Annotated in this window: 19 protein-coding genes; 8 read left to right on the top strand and 11 right to left on the bottom strand. The window is 73.4% G+C overall.

Annotation, left to right across the window (positions count from 1 at the left end; genetic code table 11):
• The first annotated feature begins 76 nt into the window (after nt 1–76).
• Both A4R25_RS04585 and A4R25_RS04590 read left to right on the top strand, forming a co-directional pair.
• The gene (locus A4R25_RS04585; protein ID WP_373888000.1) at nt 77–1,858 is read left to right on the top strand and encodes an ABC transporter ATP-binding protein; all 1,782 of its coding nucleotides are present in this window, start codon (nt 77–79) and stop codon (nt 1,856–1,858) included.
• Nucleotides 1,859–1,961: 103 nt separating this feature from the next.
• Nucleotides 1,962–2,519, top strand: coding sequence for a M23 family metallopeptidase (locus A4R25_RS04590; protein ID WP_082930909.1), 558 nt, complete (start codon nt 1,962–1,964; stop codon nt 2,517–2,519).
• 91 nt (nt 2,520–2,610) lie between these two features.
• Here the strand turns inward: A4R25_RS04590 and A4R25_RS31015 are convergent, their stop codons facing one another.
• On the bottom strand, nt 2,611–3,396 hold the full coding sequence (locus tag A4R25_RS31015; protein ID WP_064445715.1) for a hypothetical protein: 786 nt from the start codon (nt 3,394–3,396) through the stop codon (nt 2,611–2,613).
• Between the two features lie 330 nt (nt 3,397–3,726).
• On the opposite strand from A4R25_RS31015, the gene A4R25_RS04600 reads away from it, so the two are divergent.
• Nucleotides 3,727–4,272 carry a hypothetical protein gene (locus tag A4R25_RS04600; protein ID WP_043323518.1) on the top strand — a complete coding sequence of 182 codons (546 nt, stop codon included), beginning with the start codon at nt 3,727–3,729 and terminating at the stop codon, nt 4,270–4,272.
• Here A4R25_RS04600 and A4R25_RS04605 read toward each other — a convergent pair.
• A complete protein-coding gene (locus A4R25_RS04605; RefSeq protein WP_064445716.1) occupies nt 4,200–4,505 on the bottom strand; it encodes a hypothetical protein in 306 nt (101 codons plus the stop codon). The two genes, A4R25_RS04600 and A4R25_RS04605, sit on opposite strands and share 73 nt — an antisense overlap.
• A 2-nt stretch (nt 4,506–4,507) precedes the next feature.
• On the bottom strand, nt 4,508–4,783 hold the full coding sequence (locus A4R25_RS04610; protein ID WP_064445717.1) for a DivIVA domain-containing protein: 276 nt from the start codon (nt 4,781–4,783) through the stop codon (nt 4,508–4,510).
• A gap of 299 nt (nt 4,784–5,082) precedes the next feature.
• Between A4R25_RS04610 and A4R25_RS04615 the strand changes: the two genes are divergently transcribed.
• From A4R25_RS04615 to A4R25_RS04635, 5 genes are all read left to right on the top strand, one after another.
• The gene (locus A4R25_RS04615) at nt 5,083–5,322 is read left to right on the top strand and encodes a winged helix-turn-helix domain-containing protein (RefSeq protein WP_064445718.1); all 240 of its coding nucleotides are present in this window, start codon (nt 5,083–5,085) and stop codon (nt 5,320–5,322) included.
• Between the two features lie 58 nt (nt 5,323–5,380).
• Nucleotides 5,381–6,226: an alpha/beta fold hydrolase gene (locus tag A4R25_RS04620; RefSeq protein WP_064445719.1), complete on the top strand. Its 846-nt coding sequence runs from the start codon at nt 5,381–5,383 to the stop codon at nt 6,224–6,226.
• A 285-nt stretch (nt 6,227–6,511) separates the two neighbouring features.
• The gene (locus A4R25_RS04625) at nt 6,512–9,421 is read left to right on the top strand and encodes a M36 family metallopeptidase (RefSeq protein ID WP_255361249.1); all 2,910 of its coding nucleotides are present in this window, start codon (nt 6,512–6,514) and stop codon (nt 9,419–9,421) included.
• Nucleotides 9,422–9,608: 187 nt separating this feature from the next.
• Nucleotides 9,609–10,049 (top strand): ribonuclease domain-containing protein, encoded by a 441-nt coding sequence (locus A4R25_RS04630; protein ID WP_064445721.1) that lies wholly within the window; start codon nt 9,609–9,611, stop codon nt 10,047–10,049.
• 61 nt (nt 10,050–10,110) lie between these two features.
• Nucleotides 10,111–10,527 (top strand): barstar family protein, encoded by a 417-nt coding sequence (locus A4R25_RS04635; RefSeq protein WP_064445722.1) that lies wholly within the window; start codon nt 10,111–10,113, stop codon nt 10,525–10,527.
• Nucleotides 10,528–10,725: 198 nt separating this feature from the next.
• On the opposite strand, the gene A4R25_RS04640 is transcribed toward A4R25_RS04635, so the two are convergent.
• The 8 genes from A4R25_RS04640 to A4R25_RS04675 all read right to left on the bottom strand — a co-directional run bounded on the left by A4R25_RS04640 (nt 10,726) and on the right by A4R25_RS04675 (nt 20,319).
• Nucleotides 10,726–11,454 (bottom strand): HD domain-containing protein, encoded by a 729-nt coding sequence (locus A4R25_RS04640; RefSeq protein ID WP_064445723.1) that lies wholly within the window; start codon nt 11,452–11,454, stop codon nt 10,726–10,728.
• Between the two features lie 7 nt (nt 11,455–11,461).
• A complete protein-coding gene (locus A4R25_RS04645) occupies nt 11,462–11,920 on the bottom strand; it encodes an ATP-binding protein (protein ID WP_064445724.1) in 459 nt (152 codons plus the stop codon).
• A 282-nt stretch (nt 11,921–12,202) separates the two neighbouring features.
• The gene (locus tag A4R25_RS04650; RefSeq protein WP_064445725.1) at nt 12,203–13,546 is read right to left on the bottom strand and encodes a polysaccharide lyase family 1 protein; all 1,344 of its coding nucleotides are present in this window, start codon (nt 13,544–13,546) and stop codon (nt 12,203–12,205) included.
• 28 nt (nt 13,547–13,574) lie between these two features.
• Nucleotides 13,575–14,741 (bottom strand): Gfo/Idh/MocA family protein, encoded by a 1,167-nt coding sequence (locus A4R25_RS04655; RefSeq protein WP_064445726.1) that lies wholly within the window; start codon nt 14,739–14,741, stop codon nt 13,575–13,577.
• A gap of 25 nt (nt 14,742–14,766) precedes the next feature.
• Nucleotides 14,767–16,251 (bottom strand): mannitol dehydrogenase family protein, encoded by a 1,485-nt coding sequence (locus A4R25_RS04660; protein ID WP_064445727.1) that lies wholly within the window; start codon nt 16,249–16,251, stop codon nt 14,767–14,769.
• A complete protein-coding gene (locus tag A4R25_RS04665) occupies nt 16,242–17,543 on the bottom strand; it encodes an enolase C-terminal domain-like protein (RefSeq protein WP_064445728.1) in 1,302 nt (433 codons plus the stop codon). Before A4R25_RS04665 ends, A4R25_RS04660 begins: the two co-directional genes overlap by 10 nt.
• Nucleotides 17,540–18,973, bottom strand: coding sequence for a glucuronate isomerase (gene uxaC, locus A4R25_RS04670; protein WP_064445729.1), 1,434 nt, complete (start codon nt 18,971–18,973; stop codon nt 17,540–17,542). The genes A4R25_RS04665 and uxaC overlap by 4 nt, the downstream gene beginning before the upstream one ends.
• Before the next feature lie 17 nt (nt 18,974–18,990).
• On the bottom strand, nt 18,991–20,319 hold the full coding sequence (locus A4R25_RS04675) for a Gfo/Idh/MocA family protein (protein ID WP_064445730.1): 1,329 nt from the start codon (nt 20,317–20,319) through the stop codon (nt 18,991–18,993).
• Nucleotides 20,320–20,448 lie beyond the last annotated feature (129 nt).

Raw genomic sequence — 20,448 nt, forward strand, 5'->3', positions numbered from 1 at the left:
ACAGGCTTTCGTGTTGTTCCCTCATGTTGAGGTAACCTCAGCATCTCCCCCCACATGAGGAGCACCCTTGGATCGCATCCCCGAAGGCCGTCGCGACGGCCGAACCGTCTCCCCGGCCGAGAAGGCCCAGGCCCGCGACGTGTCCCTGCGCCGGATCGGCGGCCTGTTCACCGCCCACCGCGGCCCGCTCGCCACCGTGGTGGCGATCATCGTGGCGTCCTCGATCATCGCGATGGCCACGCCGTTCCTGCTGCGTACCGTGATCGACAGGGCCCTGCCCGAGCGTGACCTGACCCTGCTGGCCTGGCTGGTCGCGGGCATGGTCGCGGTCGCCGCCGTCACCGCCGTGCTCGGCGTCGCCCAGACCTGGATCTCCACCCGCGTCGGCCAGCAGGTCATGCACCGGCTGCGCGCCGACGTCTTCGCCCACCTCCAGCGGCAGTCGATCGGCTTCTTCGTGCGCACCCGCACCGGCGAGGTCCAGTCGCGCATCACCAACGACATCGGCGGCATGCAGGCGGTGGTCACCTCCACCGCCACCTCGATCGCCGCCAACCTCACCACAGTGGTCGCCACCACCATCGCCATGCTGGCGCTGAGCTGGCGCCTCACGCTCGTCTCGGCGGTCGTGCTGCCGCCCGCGCTGTGGCTCACCCGCCGCGTCGCCCGGCTGCGCCGGGAGATCACCGCCCAGCGCCAGCGCGAGCTGGCCGACCTCACCGTGACCATCGAGGAGGGGCTGTCGGTCAGTGGCGTCCGGCTGGCCAAGACGCTCGGCACCGGCCCGGCCCTGGTCGACCGGTTCACCGCGTCCTCGGCCCGCCTGGTCGACCTGGAACTGCGCTCCGAGCTGGCCGGACGCTGGCGGATGGCCGCCATGAGCATCGTCTTCGCTGCCATCCCCGCGGTGATCTACCTCGGCGCCGGGTTGCCCGGCACCGCCGGCACGCTCACCATCGGCACGCTCGTCGCGTTCACCGCCCTGCAGGGCAACCTGTTCCGGCCGCTGATGGGCCTGCTCAACGTGGGCGTCACGCTCACCGCGTCGCTCGCGCTGTTCGCCCGCATCTTCGAATACCTCGACCTGCCCGTCGAGGTCGCCGAGCCGGCCCGCCCGGTCCCGCTCGACCCGGCCACCGCCCGCGGCCACCTCCGGATCGAGGACGTCACCTTCAGCTACCCGGGCAGCGACACCGCCGCCCTCGCCGGCGTCAGCCTGGACGTCCCGGCCGGCACCAGCCTCGCCCTGGTGGGGGAGACCGGCTCCGGCAAGAGCACGCTCGCCGCGCTGATCAGCCGGCTGCACGACCCGGACGCCGGCCGCATCACCATCGACGGGATCGACCTGCGCGACCTGCGCCCGGCCGATCTGGCCGCCGTCGTGGGCGTGGTCAGCCAGGAGACGTACCTGCTGCACGGCACCGTGCGGGACAACCTCCGGTACGCGCGTCCGGACGCCACCGACGCCGACATCGAGGCCGCCGCCCGCGCCGCCCGCATCCACGACCTCATCGCCGCGCTGCCCGCCGGGTACGACACCATGGTCGGCTCACGCGGCCACCGGTTCTCCGGCGGCGAGCAGCAGCGCCTGGCGATCGCCCGGACCCTGCTGCGCGACCCGCGGATCCTGGTGCTGGACGAGGCGACCAGCGCGCTGGACACCGAGACCGAACGCGCGGTCCAGCGGGCGCTGGACGAGCTGGCCCGGGGCCGCACCGTGGTGACCATCGCGCACCGGCTCTCCACCGTGCGCGACGCCGACCGGATCGCGGTGCTCGACCACGGCCGGATCGTCGAATCAGGCACCCACGACGCGCTGCTGGACCGGCGCGGCCGCTACGCCGCCCTTGTCGGCTGACCGTAGGAAAGTTTTGATCGAGCATTCATCCGTGTAGCTATTTACCCGACCTCCGCGCGGCCCATAGCATCGACCTGGATCACTCGATGCGAGGAGGGGAACGATGTCGCTGACGACCACCGCCGCCCGGTGGCGCGTGCCGGCGCTGCTCACGACCGCCGTCGTCGCGGGCGCGATGCTCGGCGTGCAGCCCGCGCAGGCCGCCCGGCCGGGCTTCCGGATGCCATTCCTGTGCGGCCAGACCTGGCAGGGCAACAACTGGAACGGGCACAGCCCGGCTCACGCCATCGACTGGAACCACTACGACGCCAACGGCAGCCCGGACGACCTCAACCGCCGGACGGTCGCCAGCGCCGCCGGCACCGTGCTGGAGTCGTACTACTCCACCACCTCCGGCTACGGGAACACCATCGTCATCGGGCACGGCGACGGCTGGCGCACCCGGTACGCCCACCTCAACTCGCGCGCCGTGGCCACTGGCGACACCGTGAAGCGCGGCGACGTCATCGGCCGGGTCGGCGCGACCTCGGCGAAGTACGACCTCAGCCCGCACCTGCACTACGAGCAGATCCACAACGGCAGCGTCGTCGTGGCCGTCGTGCAGGGCGTGACCTGGTCGGACGGGCTGAAGCGCAACCAGAAGAGCACCAACGGCTGCTGATCGGCCTCGCCGCGTACCTGACCGCCCACCGGACCCGGCCGGACGAGGCGGCCGTAGCGGGCTGACCACCGCCGTCCGCCCGTGCGGCGCGTCAGACTGCCGGTGGCTGCGGCTCGCCGGGGCGCGGTCGCTGCCCCGGAGCCGGGCGCGGCGCGGGCGGGGGGAGCAGCGGCTCCAACGGGAACAGGTCCGCCGGCCCGTCGGCGTCCGGCGCTCGCGGCGCGGGCCTCGCTCCCGCCGCCTCCGGCTGCCGGTCGCGCCGGTCCCGCTCGTCGGCGTACTCGGCGCGGCGGCGGGCCAGGTCGCGCTCGCACTCCAGCGCGATGCGCTGCTCCCAGTACGGCTGGAGGAGCCGGCGCACCCGCTCGTCCAGATGCACCGTGACGTCCGGCTCGCAGGCGAACGTCACCTCCCCGCGCGCGTACGTCCAGGGCGGTGGATCGTCCTCGGCCAGCGCCGCCGTCAGCGCGGCGTGCAGGTCACGCGGCCGGTGCGGCGGCACCTCCACCGCGTAGCGGACGGCCAGCCGGTGCAGCCGCTGCGTGGCCTGCGCCTGGAAGTAGTCGACGTACCAGCCGAACAGCTCCGGCCGCGCGGTCTCCGACGACCAGGTGTAGGTGGCCCGCACCAGGAACACGTACACCTGGCCCTGCGCCGGCACCACGAGCGGCTCCGGGGCGCGCCGGTCGACTGTGGTCACCGGCGTCTCCGGCTCCTCGGTCCACCAGAGCCGCCGCAGCGTGGGCTGCGCGCCGTCCCAGAAACGCCGGGCCCGCAGGCGCGCCGCGTCGCCGAGCGCCCGCGCCCGTACCCGCCAGCCGTTGCGCGGCGCGGGCCGCTGGTCGGCCGGCCCCGGATCCTCCGGCACCGCGGTCATCGCACCCCCTCCCTGCCGGATCGCGGCACCGCGCCCCGCGGCGTCGCCGGGACGCGCGGGCCGTCGGGTGAGGGGTGGCCGGACCGCCGTGGCGGTCCGCGATCCACGCTAACAACAGCGACCGGTGTACGCGCGCAGCCGCGCGGACGGCTCCGCCCCGCCGGTTGACCGATCGGACGAGCCGTCCCGTAGTCCTATCCGTGGGACTCGGGGCGGGTTCGGTCCCGTTCACGAGACCGACCATCCAAACTCGATCGGCATGCCTTGATCTGTTATCGAAGCGCTTCGTAGCGTGAGGCTCCGCGATGCTTCGGGGGAGGACCAGAACGCATGGGCGTAGACGCTCGCCACGCCGCCGGCCAGACCGTGACGTACGTGCGGTCCCTGGCGGAGCGGCAGTACGACCGGGTCTGGACTCCGGACTTCCTGCACCTCACCCCCGACGTACAGGGCTTCGCCGTCTTCCACCGCGGTGGCCTGGTGCTGGTCTACGGCGCGGTGTCGCCGGAGGACCCGGCCCGCTGGGTCTTCCGGATGGCCTGCGCGGCCGGCGCCGACGTGCCGGACATCTCCGGGGCCATGGCCTGGGCGAACATCCGCAACCGGCTCGCCGAGGAGGGGCGCTACTACTGCGTCGTCAAGGCCGACCAGAGCGCCTGCCACGTGGTGTTCGCGCTGGACGTCCGCAGCCCGCTGCTCGACGACGCCACCGCGCCCGACGCGCAGGCACTGCGCGAACTGCTGCACTTCTCGCTCGCGGTGTGCGTGCACAACGCCGTGGCGGACTTCCGCGATCTGGCGTCCTACCTGCCGGCGCGGCCCCTCGCGCCGACCGAGATCGACGCCTGGACCCTGTTCGCCGGCACCCAGGACTGATCGCGCGGCAACGGTTCGCCGGCCCGGCGCAGCCCGGCGAGCTGCACGAAGATCTCCCGCTTCGCGGTCGCGGTGCCTCGACGGTTGAGCACGTAGCCGGTCAGCCAGATCCAGCCGGTGTGCGGCACCTCGGCGCCGACCGACGCGACCCGGAACGTGAGCGCCCGGTCGCCGCCGAACTGCACGGACGCTCGGCCGTCGACGCGCAGCAGGTCACCGGGTTGCGGGCGCACCGCTACCAGTGGCCGTCGTTCGGCGGGCGGCACTCGCGGGCGTGCATGGTCTGCCAGTCCCGCAGGGCGCGCTTCAGCCTGTCGTTCTCCTGCGCGAGCAGGCGTACCTGTCGGTGCAGCTCGGTCAGCTCGTCGGCGACACGGGCCTGGAACTCGCGTACCTGATCGGGGTCGACGCCGCGCCTGCGGGCGTCGAAGGCGCGGGTGCGCACCTCGTGCGGGGTCAGCCGGGCCGGTGGGGCGGTCAGGTAGAGCCGACCGGATCGATGCGGCGTCATATCGGTCCTTCCAGGAGCGGGGGACAGGTGCGGTGGGTCTGGAGGGGCGGGCCGTCCGCACGCCGGCCGCGGGCGGCCCGCCCGCTCCGCCGCCGCAGCCCGGATCGGCGGTACGGAGGCGGAGCAGTCCGGAGGGTCGGGACGGGTACGCGCACCCGCCCCGACCGGGGAATGAGCCGAACTCGTTGCCACGCGAGGAGCGGCCCGGAATCAACATATCTAGACATGTTAGATGAGTCAACGCTGCTTGTTAGGCGAGTCGCGGTGTGATCGAATCGGATCGCCACGCGAGGAGTGCCATGCGAGAAGTGCCGGATTACTGGCGCATCGCCGATGATGTGATCGCCGACGTCAGAGGAAAGAAGCTGAAGCCGGGGGACAAGCTGCCCTCAATCGCTGAGCTGCGCGATCGCTACGACGTCAGTCATGGGACCGTGCAGATGGCGTATGCGCGGCTGGAAGCGTTGCGGGTGATCCGACGACAGCAGGGCAAGGGCGTCTTCGTGACCGATCCGAAGACCTGGATGCGAGAGCCGTAACCGGCGTCAGCCCAGCAAGCCCTCATCGGCCGGCGCGCGACTCGCCATACTGTCGGCGATGACTGTGGACGTGCGTACCGAAGACGGTTGTCGCCTGTGGGCCGACCAGGGCGGCGCCGGAGCGCCGCTGGTGCTCTGTCACGGCGGCCCCGGCATGTGGGACTACCTCGGCCCGGTCGCCCGGCTGCTCGACCGGCACGCCCGCGTCATCCGGTGGGACCAGCGTGGTTGCGGGCGCTCCGAGCGGCGCGGTCCGTACTCGATCGGCCGCTTCGTCGCGGACCTCGACGCGGTACGCGAACGCCTGGCCGGGCCGCGAACGGCGGTGCTGGGCCACTCGTGGGGCGCGCACCTGGCGCTGCGGTACGCGATCGACCACCCGGAACGGGTCAGTCACCTGATCTACGTGTCCGGCACCGGCATCGACCCCGATCGCGGCTGGCACCCGCACTACGAACGGAATCTCCGGCGGCGGCTCGGGCCGCACCTGGATCGGTGGGAGGCGCTTGGCGTACGGGACCGCACCCCGGCCGAGGATCGGGAGCGGGCGGTCCTGCAGTGGTCGGCCGACTTCGCCGACCCCGACGACGCCGTGCGGCACGCCGAGGAGATGGCCACGCCGTGGCTCGGTGTCAACAGCGACTGCAACCGGGCGATCAACGCCGAGGCCAAGCAGGAACTCCGCATCCGCGACCTCGCGGCGCGGTGCCGGACGCTCGACCTGCCCGTGCTGATCATCGACGGACCCGAGGACATCCGTCCCCGCTGGGGCGTCGACTCGCTGGAGAAGGCGCTGCCGAACTGCGAGCGGGTCAGTCTCCCCGGATCCGGTCATCTGCCGTGGGTCGAGAATCCGGACGGCTTCCGCCGGGCGGTGACCACCTTCCTCGACGCGACGATGTAAGCCGGGGTGCCCCCGTCCGGCACGCTACCGACCTGTGGAGATCTTGGTACGAAAGGGCCCTCATAGGGGCCGTTTCGTACCAAGATCTATTCGCGTCTCGTCTGGTGAGACGTTTGTCTCGAAACTGCTTGGCCAGGGGTGCCGTGGGCGCCATCGAGAAATCGACGCAGCAACATTTATGGATGTTCGGATGGTGTCGGCGCGTCGATCGTCCTGGTCGGATGGCGGAACGGACATCGCCGTTCGACGATGACAGGAGGGACCGTGCGCACACCATCCCGTGCGTTGACGGGGACCACCGCGCTGCTGCTGGCAGCCGGTCTGGTCCTGACCGCCGCTGGCGGCGGCCAGGCGGCACCCCGGGAACAGACCCGTACCCAGGCGCCACCCGACCACCTGCCGGGCGACCGGCACGACACCAAGGCCACCGACAACCGCAAGGGCCGCGTCGCCGCCACCGAGCGGCAACGGGACCGGGCCGCCGCGCTCGGCGCGCGCGTGCGCTGGACCGACTTCGGTACGCCCGCCACGCTCACCTCCACCGGCAAGCCGCTGGCCACCGGCCTGCCCGCCGACCCGGCCGCCGCCGCGCGCGCGTACGTGGCCGCCAACCGGGACGTGCTGGGCCTGACCGCCGAGGGCGCCGCCGCGCTGGAACTGCTGACCGTGGCACCGATGGGGCAGGGCGCGACGGTGCTGCTCCGGCAGCGCTTCGGTGACCTGCCGGCCGCCGTCGACGGCATGCTGTCGGTCGGCGTACGCGACGGAGCGGTGTGGCACGTCAGCTCCTCGCTGGCCCGGGACGCCGGTACGCCGGCCCCGGCCACGATCAGCGCCGAGCAGGCCCGCACGGCGGCGATCGCCGATGCCGGCCGCGCCGACGCGCAGGTCATGCGTACCTCATTGGTCGCGGTGCCCACCGCGGACCGTGGGCCGCGCGCGGCGTGGGAGGTGGTCCTCGGCGCGGACACCACCGGCGCGGACCCGGCCGCCTACTCCACCTACGTGGACGCCCGCGACGGCGCCGTGCTGGTCCGCGAGGACCTGATCGACCACGCCTCGGATCACCCGTCCTGGGAGGTCTTCCCGAACTCGCCCCGGGTCGACAGGTCCTCCGTCGACACCCGTAAGCGGTGGTGCGCCGTCCCGGCGCGCGGTTGCGCCGAGGTCGTCGGCGTGCCCGGGCACCCGGCCTGGGACGTGGACCCGGCGACCGGCGAGTCCACCACCACGACCAAGGGCAACAACGCGATAGCCGTGCAGAACTGGTTCAGCAACGACGCGTTCAGCGTCGGCACGGAGACCGCCACGCCCCGGCCGGACCGCAAATACGCGTACCCGTGGACGAACCAGTGGCAGGAGCAGCGCTGCAACCCGGAGGTGTTCACCTCGCCGCGCGCCAACGACATCGACGCGGCCCGGGCCAACCTGTTCGCGATGCACAACCGGATGCACGACTGGACGTACCACCTCGGGTTCACCGAGGAGACCTGGAACATGCAGCAGGACAACCTCGGCCGCGGCGGTCTCGGTAACGACCCCGAGCAGGGCAACGCCCAGGCCGGTGGCGTCAGCGGCGGCCCGCCGACGTTCCCGGCCCGCAACAACGCCAACCAGATCACCCCGCCGGACGGCGTCGCGCCGACCACCAACATGTACCTGTGGCAGCCCACCGCCGGCTCGTTCTACGCGCCCTGCGTCGACGGCGACTTCGACATGTCGGTGATCGCCCACGAGTACGGTCACGCGGTCACCAACCGCATGATCGCCGGCCCGAGCGCCGGGGTCAGCACGCCGCAGGGCATGAGCGAGAGCTGGTCCGACCAGCTCGCGATGGAGTACCTCTTCGAGCACGGGTACGCCGCGCCCGGCCGGCGCGGTTTCACCATCGGCGAGTACACCACGCAGGACCCGAACGCGGGCATCCGCAACTACAACATGAGCGACAGCCCGCTGAACTACAGCTCGCTGGACTACGACTTCGTCGGCCTGCAGGTGCACGCCTCCGGCGAGGTGTGGAGCGCCACCAACACCGACATCCGCGCGGCCATGATGCGCCGCTGGGGCAGCGGCACCCCGGCGATCCAGAAGGCGTGCGCGACCGGCGCTCGCGACGTGACCGCCTGCCCCGGCAACCGGCGCTGGATCCAGCTGGTCTTCGACTCGTTCCTGCTGATGGCGGTCAGCCAGGTCAGCATGGTCGACGCCCGGGACGCGATGCTCGCCGCCGACCGGATCCGTTTCGGCGGGGCCAACCAGGACCTGCTCTGGAACGCGTTCGCCAAGCGCGGCCTGGGGGAGGGCGCGGTCAGCGTCGGCCACACCGACCCCGACCCCACGCCGGGCTTCACCTCCCCGTACGCCCGGGAGGGCTCGCTGCGGCTCCTGCCGGTGGGCGAGCGCGGGCCGGTGGCCGGTGCGCAGCTGTTCGTCGGGCGCTACCAGGCGCGGGCCGTGCCGGTCGCGGACACCGACGCGGCGACCCCGCTGACCGACCGGGTGGACCTGGTGCCCGGCACGTACGAGTTCGTGGTGCGGGCCCCCGGCTACGGGCACACCCGGATCGGCCCGGTGACGATCAAGGCGGGCCAGAACCGGACGCTGCCGGTGAAGCTGCGACCCAACCTGGCCTCGGCGACCACCGGCGCGACAGTGGCCGGTGACGGGATCAACCTGCCGCAGATCGTCGACGACGACGAGGCCACCAACTGGGCCTCGCTCGGCGCGCCGGTCGCCGGCCGGCAGGTCACCGTCGACCTGGCCGGCGGCGTCCAGCAGGTACGCCGGGTGCAGGTCAGCGCGATGCTGCGCCCGCCGGTGGCCGGTGACGCGGATGCCGGCACCCAGAGCCGGTACTCCGCGCTGCGGCAGTTCCGGGTGCTGGCGTGCACCGCGCAGGGGCCGGTGACGTGCGCCGACGCGGCGGACTTCCGGCCGGTCTACACCAGCAAGCCGGACGCCTTCCCGTCGGTGGCGCCGCGTCCCCGGGTGCCGGAGCTGATCATGCGGTCGTTCGACATCCCGCGCACCACTGCCACGCACCTGCGCGTCGAGGTGCTGACCAACCAGTGCACCGGCGCGCCGGACTACGCCGGTGAGCAGGACGACGACCCGCGGGCGGCGACCGACTGCGCCACCGCCAGCCCGCAGGCGCAGAACGTGCGGATCGCCGAGTTCCAGGCGTTCTCGCACTAGCTCCACTCGGCGGGTGTGGACGGGCGGCCCCTGTCGTCCGTCCGCACCCGCCGCCGTGTGTTCACGCGGGGTTCGGGGCGTCGTCGCCGGATCGGGGCTGTACCGGGGGCAGGATCCCGGACAGACTGAGCGTCGACCGGTTATCAACGCTGGTCGATGCGCTGTCGTCCCGTTCAAGGAGGATCCCTTGACCCCGTTCCGCGCCGCCGTCACCCGCGTACGCCGCGCCCTCGCCGCGTCCGCCCTGGTCGCCGCCGTGGCCGCCGCCGCGCTCGTTGCCCCCGCCACTGTCTCCACCCGGCTCGCCGAACCGGCCGCTGCCGCCGTCTACGGCTCCTGCACCCAGTCCCGCTGCGCCGACGCGCGCACCGCGCGGTCCGGCTGGTCCGCGAAGAGCTTCCCGACCAGCCGCGGCTGGTACTCGTGGAGCGGCGGCCAGTGCAACTTCGCCGGCGGCCGGTTCTACAACTACGAGGAACAGCTGCCCTCCGGCGCCACCTACTACGAGTACGACGTCTACCCGCGCGCCTGCAACGCCTCCCGGGACGCGTACCGGATCGTGGTCAACAAGAGCACCGGGGCGACCTGGTTCTCACCCGACCACTACGCCAACTTCTACCGGCTCTGAGCAGCCTCGACGCCGGCCGGGCTCGCGACGCCCGGCCGGCGCCGTCGGGAAAGGACGGATCATGGGTACGCGGTTGCCGGCCTGGCTCGGGTACGACTTTGCGCCGTCCGAGCCGGACGGTGTGCCGGTCTCCGGCGTGGCCGGCCGCACCCGGGCCGGGCTGCACGAGACGCTGGCCGGTGCGCTGGACCTGCCCGACTGGTACGGCCGTAACTGGGACGCCCTGGCCGACGCGCTCGCCGACCGCCTCGACGCCGGTCCGCTGACAGTGGTCGTGACCGACGCGGCGTACCTGCTCGCCGACGAGCCGCCCGCGCAGCTCGGCACGCTGCTCGACGTGCTCGGCGCGGTCGCCGCCGGTGGCCACGAGACGCTGCGGGTGGTGCTGCACGACCACCCGGACCGGCTGCCCGCCCTGCGCGACCGCGTCGCCGCCGTGCTCGGCGGACGGCTCGCCGGCCCACCCGCCACCGGCTGATCCCACCACCCGCACCCGTCACCCTCACCCGGCCTGCCGACCGGGGCGGTGATCAAGGAGTTTGTGTCCGAATCAGGCCGGCGGAGCGACCCAAACTCCTTGATCAACGCCGCGAGGGCGGGTGGTGATCATGAAGTTGGCGGGGTGGGGAGCGCTCTCCCGGCGGTCAACTTCATGATCGACGGGGCGTGGTGGGGGTCAGGTGGGGTGGTCGAGGATGGCGCTGAAGCGTTCCTCGGCCAGGTCGAGCTGGGCCAGGATGTGCTCCTTGACCGGTGGCGACAACGGTGTGTCCGGGCGGGCGACCAGGTCGCGGAAGACCGGCACCAGCGGGCGGTACTTCGCGGCGGCGCGGGCCACCTTCGGCCCGACCGTGTGGATCACACCCACACCGTTGTCGGTGAAGTCGGACACCTTGATCACCCGAGCCCAGGGCTCCCGTTCCAGGCTGGCCGCCACGTGCTCCCGGTACTGCTCGTCGCGGTCCCGCCCCGGGTCGTACTCGGGGTTGGTGACCGCCGCGACCAGCCGGGCGACCCGCGACCCGAACCGGCCGGACAGCGCGGCGAGCGCCGCCGAGGTCACGTCGGGCCCGGTGGCCGAAGGGTCGAGCCCGGCCAGCTCGGCGGGGTGGTCCTCGACCGCGTCGTGCAGCAGCCCCGCGACGATCACGTCCACGTCCCGCACCTGGTAGTGGTGCATCAGCCGGATCGACACCCGCAGCAGGTGGTTGAGGTACGGCTCGCGTACCCGCCGGTCGTCGCGGTGCAGGTCGGCGGCCAGGTCGAGCGCCTCGGTCAGCCGGTCGCGGTCGGCCTCGTCAAACGCCTCGATCTCCAGCCGGAACCGGGCCAGCAGGCCGGGCTCACCGTGGATCTCGGTGATCGCGTGCATCGGCATGGTGGCGAGGTACGCGGGGAACTCCATGCGTCCCTTATAGCTGATCTTCGCTAGATCCGGTGCCCGCCGGGCCGCTCACGTCGCCGGTCAGGCGCTTGACCAGGCGTACGCAGGTGCCCTCCGGCGTGCCGACGATGGTTGCCTCGTCCATCACCCGCGCCATGATCAGCCGCCCGCGTCCCCGGTCGCCGCTCTCGTCGCCGTCGGCTGGCCGCCAGCCGCCCTGGTCGCGTACCTCGATCTCCAACCGGTCGCCGCGCAGCTCGGCCCGCAGCGTGGTGATCCCCTCCGGTGCGAAGCGGTACCCGTGCTCGATCGCGTTGGCGCACGCCTCGCCGGTGGCGATGAGGACGGTTTCGACGTCCCACTCGCTGACGCCCCGGGCGTGCAGCCAGCCGCGTAGCCGCTCGCGGGTGGCGGCGAGCCGGCCCGGGTCGGCCGGCAGCTCGATGGTGAGGACCGGGCCGACGTCCGCGGATGTCCCACCCGTCACGTCCGGCCCTCCGTCCCGTGCCCGTCCCCGGACCTGGGCGCCCACTCGCGCTGTCACCGCCCGATTCTCACCCTGTTGTCCCCGGTGACCGCCGATTCATTCCCCCGGCGGCGCTGTCCGTCAAACGTGATCATTGCGCATCGGGGGCGGCGTGTCAGCCGGCGGCCCGGCAGGGCGGCAACGGCGGCGGGCCGGCGCCCCCCGGAGGGGACGCCGGCGCGGGATGAGCGGACGGTCACGCCGGCGACGTGGAGGCGGTACGCGAGCGGGTATCGGGGCAGGTCAGAGCGGCAGCCGCCTGGCGCCGGCGAAGGCGTCGACGACGAGCGGGACCAGCGGGGCCGGCATCGGCCGGGCGGCGCGCAGCGTCGGCGTCCATCCGGCGTCGCCGCCGAGGTCCGGGTCGTGGACGGCGTTGTACGCGGCGAGCAGGCTCACCGGCCGGGGCAGGCGGTCGCCCTGGCGCACCCAGCTGCCGCGCTCGGTGAGCGCGGTGCCGCCCCAGTCGTACAGCAGGTCTGCGGGGCCGGCGTCGCCGGTGAGCGTGAAGAAGTTGTTCTCCGCGTACAGCGCGGACTGCACGCCGACGCCGAGGGCGTACTCGAAGCCGGGCCCGCCGAGCCGGTAGTGGTTCTCGTGCACGTCGACCTGGCCGAACCGTACCCGGGGCAGCCGTTGCAGCGTGCCGTCGAACAGGTTGTGCCGCACGGTGACGTTGAGCCGGCCCACGTCCGGCCCGACGGTGTTGGACGAGCCGATCAGCATCACCTTGTCCCGGCCGGTGAACCGGTTCCAGGAGACGGTGACCAGGCTGGCGGTGTGCGTGACGTCCAGCGAACCGTCGTGCACCTGCCAGGGCCGGCCGAAGTAGACGGGCTGCGTGCTGTCCGGGTTGTCGCCGTCGGTGAACGTGTTGTGGTCGATCCAGACGTGTTCGCTGCGCCGTACCGAGATCTGGTCGTACTGGGAGTTCCAGTTGCCGGTGTCGCCGTCGGTGGGGGACCAGGCGGGGAAGCAGTCCCGGGCGTCGACGAATTCGATGTTGCGCACGATCACGTTGTCGACCCGGTCGATCATCAGCGTCAGGCCGGTGAGCCGGGCGCCGCGCAGCCCGATGATCGTGGTGTTGGAGCCGACGTTGATCTGGGTCTGCCGGGTCTGGTTGGCCACCGACCGCACCCGGGCGGCCTCCAGCGGCCCGCTCGGGTTCGTCCGCCCCCAGGTCGCCGGGTCGTACGCGGCCAGGTAGGCGGGCAGCGAGTACTCCGGATCGGCCAGGTCGGCGCAGTCCAGCGGCGTGCCGTCCGGACCCTCGAAACCGTCGATGGTTCCGGCCACGTACACAATCTTGGGGGTGGTGTCGGCGGCGTTCGTGGCGTTGTCGCCGCCGAGCGCGGCGACCAGTTCGGCCCGGGTACGCACGACGCGCACCCGCTCCGGCGTGGCGGCCGACCCGCCGGTGGTGCCGGTGCCGGCGGCGGCCCAGCCGTCGTTCGCGGCGAGGGCCTGGCGGCCGATCAGCTCGGCGGCCCGGGACGGCTCACCAGGTGCGGCCGGCGCGGGCGCGGCGGTGGTGAGGACGAGCGCGGCGGTCAGCGCCGCGACGGCTGCGGTTCGGGTACGCATGACTCGTTCCGTTCTCCTGGAGGGACATTCACTGCGCGGGCAGGTCCACCACGTACGGCGTGACCGCCCACGGCACGCCCGCCTCGGACGGCAGCGCGCCGGTCTGCGCGGCGGTCCGCAGCACCGCGCCGACGCCCCGCACCATCCGCACCCGCTGCGGGCCGTCGCCCGCCACGCGCACCAGGTCCCCGTCGAGCAGCGTCGGAACGGGCGCGTCCCGCAGCGCGTCCAGCACCGCGGTGAACGGTTCGGTACGCGCCAGCGGCGCGATCAGCGGCGTGCCGTCGGCGCGGTGGTCGAGCAGGTTCGCCAGCAGCCCGCGGCGGCCGGGCACCGGGCGTGGCGTGTCGTCGCCGGGTAGCCGCAGCCGGTCGGTGGGGTACTCCAGCACCGCCCGGCCCCGCTCGCCGGTGACCAGCACCTCCCCGGGTACGTGTTCCTCGGCGGCGAGGGTGAGCGCGGCCAGCACGGGCGGCCCGGCGTGCGGGGTCAGTCGCAGCACTGTGGTGTCGTCCACCTCGATCGGGCGCACCCGGTAGCGCTCCACGGCGATCCGGGCGGGGCGGACGGGTGCGCCGGTGACCGATTCGGCGACGGCGAGGCACTGCATGAGCGCGTGGGCGAGCGGGTTGGCGAGCGCTCCGTCCAGCGCCGGGCGGCCGTCGACGGTTCGTCGCCCGGCCCACGGGGAGCGGGCGTAGTAGGCGTCCGGGCGTTGCCAGGCGGCGAGTGTGGCGATGCCGGTGACCGGGCCGAGCCGCCCGAGCGCGCCGGTCAGTTCGGTCAGCGCGGCCGAGCCGAGCGCCTGGAAGTTGACCTGCACGGCCCGGCCGGCGGCGTGCGCGGCGGCGGTGAGCGTCAGGTGTTCGGCGAGGTCGAGCACCGGCGGCTTCTCCAGCAGCAGGTCCGCCCCGGCGGCGAGCGCGTCGAGCGCGATCGGCAGGTGTGTGTGCGGCGGCGTGCAGATCACCACCACGTCGGGCCGGGACTCGGCGAGCATGGCCCGGTGGTCGGTGAAAACGGCCGCCTCCGGCGGGACCGGCACGTCCGGTTCGGCATCCAGCGGCCGCACGTCGACCAGCGCCACCAGGCGCGCCCGCCCGGCCGCGTGCAGTTCCGCGATGGTCCGGCGGTGCCAGCGGCCGTGCCCGTTCGCCCCGATCAACGCCACCCGTGGCGGCCCGCCGGCGCTCACCGGGCGCCGCCCGGCGTGCTCCCGGTCACCGGGCGTCCGCCAGCGTGGCCCGGACGCCGTGGCGTTCCAGCGCGGTGAGCCAGCCGGTCACGTCGGCGCGGAACTCGTCGTCGGCGGCCAGGTCGGGCGGGAACACCTCGCGCAGCGCGAAGACCGCGTCCACCACCCCGGCCGGGGTGTGCGCTCCGGCGGCGAGCGCGGCGCGCAGCCGGTCGGCGAGCGGGTCGTCCAGCGGCAGCGGCCGGCCGTCGTCGGCGTACCCGAGCAGGAACCGCAGCCACGCGGCCACCACGAGCGCGCTCCACCGCGCCGACCGGCCTGCCGCCCGCAGGTCGGCGACGGTCTGCAGGACCCGCTGCGGCAGCTTCTGCGAGCCGTCCATGGCGACCTGCGTCGTCCGGTACCGGATCGCCGGGTTGCCGAAACGGGCCAGTACCTGCTCGCCGTAGTCGGCCACGTCGGCGCCCGGCGGCGGGGTGAAGCTCGGCGCGATCTCCTCGGCGAGCAGCCGCCGCAGCACCGCGTCCAGGTGCGGCAGCGTCAGTGCCTCGGCCACCGTCTCCGCGCCGGCCAGCGCACCGAGGTACGCGGTGGCGGAGTGCACGCCGTTCAGTGCCCGCAGTTTCAGCCGCTCCCACGGGCCGGCGTCGCCGGTGAGGATCGCGCCGGATCGTTCCCAGGCCGGTCGCCCGCCGGGGAAGTCGTCCTCGATCACCCACTGCGACCACGGTTCGGCGGCGACCGCCGCCAGGTCGGTCACGCCCAGCGCCCGCCGGGCGGTGTCCCGGGTCTCGTCGGTGCTGGCCGGCACGATCCGGTCGACCATGGTGCCGGGGCAGGTCACCGCCGCGAGCACCCGTTCGGCGCTCGCGTCCGGCACCCGGGCCAGCGCGAGGCACTGCTCCACCAGCCCGCGCAGCCGGCGCCCGTTGGCGGGCAGGTTGTCGCAGCTCACCAGCGCGATCGGCCCGGCGTCGGCGGCGGCGCGGGCGAGCAGCCCGCGGACCAGCAGACCCGGCACGGTACGCGGGGGACGGCCGGTGGTCAGGTCGGCGGTCAGGTCCGCGTCCACTGTCAGCGCGGCGGTCACCGGATCAAGCCGGTACGCCTTCTCCGTCACCGTCAGCGTGACCACCCGGATCGCCGGGTCGGCGAGCAGGCCGACCACCGCGTCCGGGTCGCTCGCGGCGTGCCGTACCCCGGTGAGCGCGCCGACCACCCGGGTGTCCGCGCCGTCCGCGGCGAGCGTGGTGACGCTGAACAGGCAGTCCTGCGCGGCCAGGGCGTCGACCACGTCGGTGCTGCGCGGCGCGACACCGATGATGCCCCAGTCGCCGCCGGCCGCGCCGACCGCCGCCTCCGTGTGCACGGCCTGGTGGGCGCGGTGGAACGCGCCGACGCCGAGGTGGACGATGCCGGCCGGCACGGTGCCGGGGCGCAGCAGCGGCCGGGACTCCGGCGGCAGGTGGCGCAGCGTGGCCAGGCCGAGCCGGTCGGGGGTCAGCGCCATGCCGGGCCGTCCGGGAAGCGGAACCGCGCGATCGACTCCTGGCGCATGGTGGCGCTGTAGCCGGGCGCGGTGGGCAGCAGGTAGCGCCCGCCGCGGGTGCGGACCGGGTCGGTGAAGTGTTCGTGCAGGTGGTCGACGTACTCGACCATGCGGCCGTCCAGGCTGGTGCCGATCCGCAGGTGGTCGAAGATCGCGAGGTGCTGCACGTACTCGCACAGGCCCACGCCACCGGCGTGCGGGCAGACCGGCACGCCGAACTTCGCGGCCAGCAGCAGTTCGGCGAGCACCTCGTCCACGCCGCCGACGCGGCAGGCGTCGATCTGCATCACGCCGATCGCCTCGGCCTGGAGCAGCTGCTTGAAGATGACCTTGTTGGCGGCGACCTCGCCGGTGGCGACCCGGCAGCGACCGCCGGTCAGCTCGGTGACCGCGCGGGCGATCCGGGCGTGCCCGAGCACGTCGTCGGCGTGCGTGGGCTCCTCGATCCAGTACGGGTCGACAGCGGCGAGCACGCCCATCGCGGCGATCGCCTCGTCCACGTCCCACACCTGGTTGGCGTCCATCATGAGCAGCGCGTCCGGTCCGATCTCGGCCCTGATGATCCGGGCCCGCCGCAGGTCGTCCTCGATCCGCCCGCCGACCTTCATCTTCATCGCGCGCCACCCTTGGGCGTACGCGTCGCGGGTCAGCGCGCGCACCTGCTCGTCCGGGTAGCCGAGCCAGCCGACCGACGTGGTGTACGAGGGGAACCCGTCGCGTTCCAGCCCGGCGAGCCGGTCGGCCAGGCCGTCGCGTCCCTTGTCGAGGATGGCCGCCGCCTCGTCGGGGGTGAGCGCGTCGGTGATGTGGTGGAAGTCGACAGTCGCGACCAGCTCGTCGGTGGGCGCCTCGGCGAGGAAGCGCCACATCGGCTTTCCGGCGAGCTTGGCGCGCAGGTCCCAGACCGCGTTGACGAGCGCGCCGGTGGCCATGTGGATCACGCCCTTCTCCGGGCCGAGCCAGCGCAGTTGCACGTCGGCGGCCAGGGAGCGCCAGAACGCCACGGGCTCGGCGGCGATCTCGGCGACGGTGCGTCCCCGGACGTGGTGGGCGAGCGCGCGGACCGCCGCGCAGGTGATCTCGTTGCCCCGCCCATTGGTGAACGTGAACCCGGTGCCTGTGGGCCCGCCGTCGGTGGTCAGCTCCACGTACGTGGCCGAGTAGTCGCCCCGGTTTATCGCGTCCGAGCCGTCGCCGCTGGCGGCGGTGGGGAAGCGCACGTCGTGCACCTCGACGTCGACGATCGTGGTCATGCGTGCCCGCCTCCGAACTTGAAGACCTGCTTCGGCAGCCGGTACGCCAGGTCGACGATCGTCTCGGCGGCCTCGTCAGCGGTCATCCGGTGCTCGGTGACGAGGCGGGCGAGGAATCCGGCGTCGACCCGGCGGGCCACGTCGTGGCGTACCGGGATGGAGCAGAACGCGCGGGTGTCGTCGACGAACCCGGCGGTGTTGTAGAAGCCGGCCGTCTCGGTGACCGCCTCGCGGAACCGGCGCAGCACCTCGGGGGAGTCCAGGAACCACCAGGGCGCGCCGAGGCGCAGCGCCGCGTAGCCGCCGGCCAGGGGGGCGAGTTCCCTGGTGAACGTGTCCTCGTCGAGCGTGTAGAGCACCACTGTGAGCCGCGGGTCGTTGCCGTGCGCGTCCAGCAGCGGCGCGAGAGCGTGCACGTACTCGGTGGCCTGCGGCACGTCCCCGCCCACGTCGCGGCCGTGCCGGGCGTGCAGCCACCGGTTGTGGTTGCGCACCGCACCGGGGTGCAGCTGCATGACCAGGCCGTCGTCGAGCGACATCCGGGCGAACTCCAGCAGCATGTGCGCCCGGAACGCCTCCGCGTCGCCCGTGTCGGCCAGGCCGCGCCGGCCCCTGTCGAACAGGGCCGCGGCCTGCGCCGGACTGAGATCGAGGGTACGGGCGGTCGGGTGCCCGTGGTCGGTGGAGGTGGCCCCGGCGGCGGCGAACGCCTCCCGCCGGGCCCGCAGCGCGGCCAGGTATCCGGCGTACGTGCCGGTGTCCTCGCCGGAGACCTCGGCGAGCCGGTCCACGTTTGCCGCCCAGTTGCCGAACTCCATGTCCACCACGTCGTCGGGGCGGAACGTGGTGACCACCCGCCCGCCCGGCCCGCCCCAGCCGTCGGCGGCGAGCTTGGCGTGCCGGCCCAGGTCGTCCAGCGGCGACTCGGTGGTGGCGAGCACCTCGATGCCGAAGCGCTCGAACAGCGCCCGGGGCCGGAACCCCGGTTCGGCCAGGCGCGCGGCGAGCGCGTCGTAGACGGTGTCGGCGGTGGCCGGGCCCAGCGGCGTGTCGACGTCGAACACGTTGCGGAACGTCTGCTCCAGCCACAGCCGGGACGGGGTGCCGCGGAACAGGTGCCAGTGCGCGGCGAAGCGCCGCCAGATGGTCCGCCCGTCGGTTTCCACCGGGCTGCCGTCGACGCTGGGCACGCCCAGGTCGGCCGGGGGTACGCCCTGGCTGAGCAGCATCCGGGTCAGGTAGTGGTCGGGTACGACGAGCAGCCGGGCCGGGTCGGGGAACGGCTGGTCGTCGGCCAGCAGCCCGGGGTCGACGTGCCCGTGCGGGGAGATGATCGGCTGCTGTGCGGCGAGCGCGTACAGCTCGCGGGCCAGGGCACGCAGGCCGGGCTCGGCGGGCAGCAGCAGATCGCTGGGGGAGATGATCGGCACGGGGGCGGGCTCCTCGGTCAGGGCAGGGTGAGCAGGTCGGCGACGCGGGTGGGCGCGCCGGTCTCCAGCGAGCGGTTGGCGGCCAGGCCGGTGAGCAGCGCGAGCGCGCCGTCGCGGGCGGTGGCGGCCCGGCCGAGCGGGTCGGGTTCGCCGCCGAGCAGCACCCGGGTCATCCGGGTGTCCGCGCCGCCGTGCCCGCGCCGGGTCCAGCCCTCGACCGGGATCTGGACCGGCGGCGCCCAGAACGGGCGCAGCGTGAGCCGGGCCGCGCCCCGCTCGACGGCGGCCTCGTCGCCGTGCAGCGCCGCGCCTTTCAGTGCACCGGCGACGGACGGGCTGACGTGGTCGCTCTCGGTCACCTCCAGCTCCAGGCGGCCCCGGCTGCCGTTGACCATCACCCGGTAGCCCTCCCAGGGGGCGTACGCGGTCAGGTGGTAGGTCATGGTCGCGCCGGTGTCGTAGCGGGCGAGCACCGCGAGGTCGTCCTCGATGGTCACGCCGGGGGCGAAGACGTTGCGGTCGCGGTGGTAGCCGTCCTCGGCCTCGGCGTCGAGGTACAGCTCGCGCAGTCGCGGGTGGTCGGCCAGGCGCAGCGCGAACGGGTCGCCGTCGGCGGCGGGGGAGCCGTGCGCCCGGTCGTAGTCGCGGGCGTAGCCGTGCCGGCGGCCGTGGGCGCCGTAGAAGAACAACCTGCCGTACGCGTGCACCTCGACCGGGCGCGCGTCCAGCCACCAGTTGACCAGGTCGAAGTGGTGGCCGGACTTGTGCACCAGCAGCCCGCCGGAGACGGACTTGTCGCGGTGCCAGCGGCGGAAGTAGTCGGCGCCGTGGCGCACGTCGAGCAGCCACTCGAAGTGCACCGACCCGATCTCGCCCACCGCGCCGTCGGCGAGCAGCCGCCGGACCTGCTCGTGCAGCGGGTTGTAGCGGTAGTTGAACGCGACTGTGACGCGGCGGCCGGTCTCGGCGACCGCGTCCAGGATGCGCCGGCACCGTTCCGCGTCGACCGTCATGGGCTTCTCGACGATCACGTCGCAGCCGGCGCGCAGCGCCGCCGTCACGTACTCGTCGTGGGTGGCGTCCACGCTGGTCACCAGCGCCACGTCGACGCGCTCCTTGGCGAGCATGGTGGTGAAGTCGGCGGCGGCGTACGTGGGCACCGGCGACCGGCCCAGCTCGGCCAGCCAGCGGTTGTGCGCGTCCATCCTCGTCTGGTTGACGTCGGCGAACGCGACCAGCTCGGCGGTGTCGGCGTGGTCGAGCGCCAGGGCGCGGACGAACATCTCGGCGCGCGCCCCGGCGCCGACCAGGGCGTGGCGGACCCGTTCCCGGGCCGGTGGTGACATGACGTCGGCCTCCCCGGCAGTCGGCTGCAAAGGTTTGCAGCCGAAGAAACCACGACGATGGATACGTCGTCAACGGATGGCGGTCAAGTCGCCCTATCCATCCGCATTGATGAGGTTTCGCGCGCCCAC

Source organism: Micromonospora sp. NBRC 110037 (genome assembly GCF_001652995.1).
Lineage (GTDB): Bacteria > Actinomycetota > Actinomycetes > Mycobacteriales > Micromonosporaceae > Micromonospora > Micromonospora chalcea.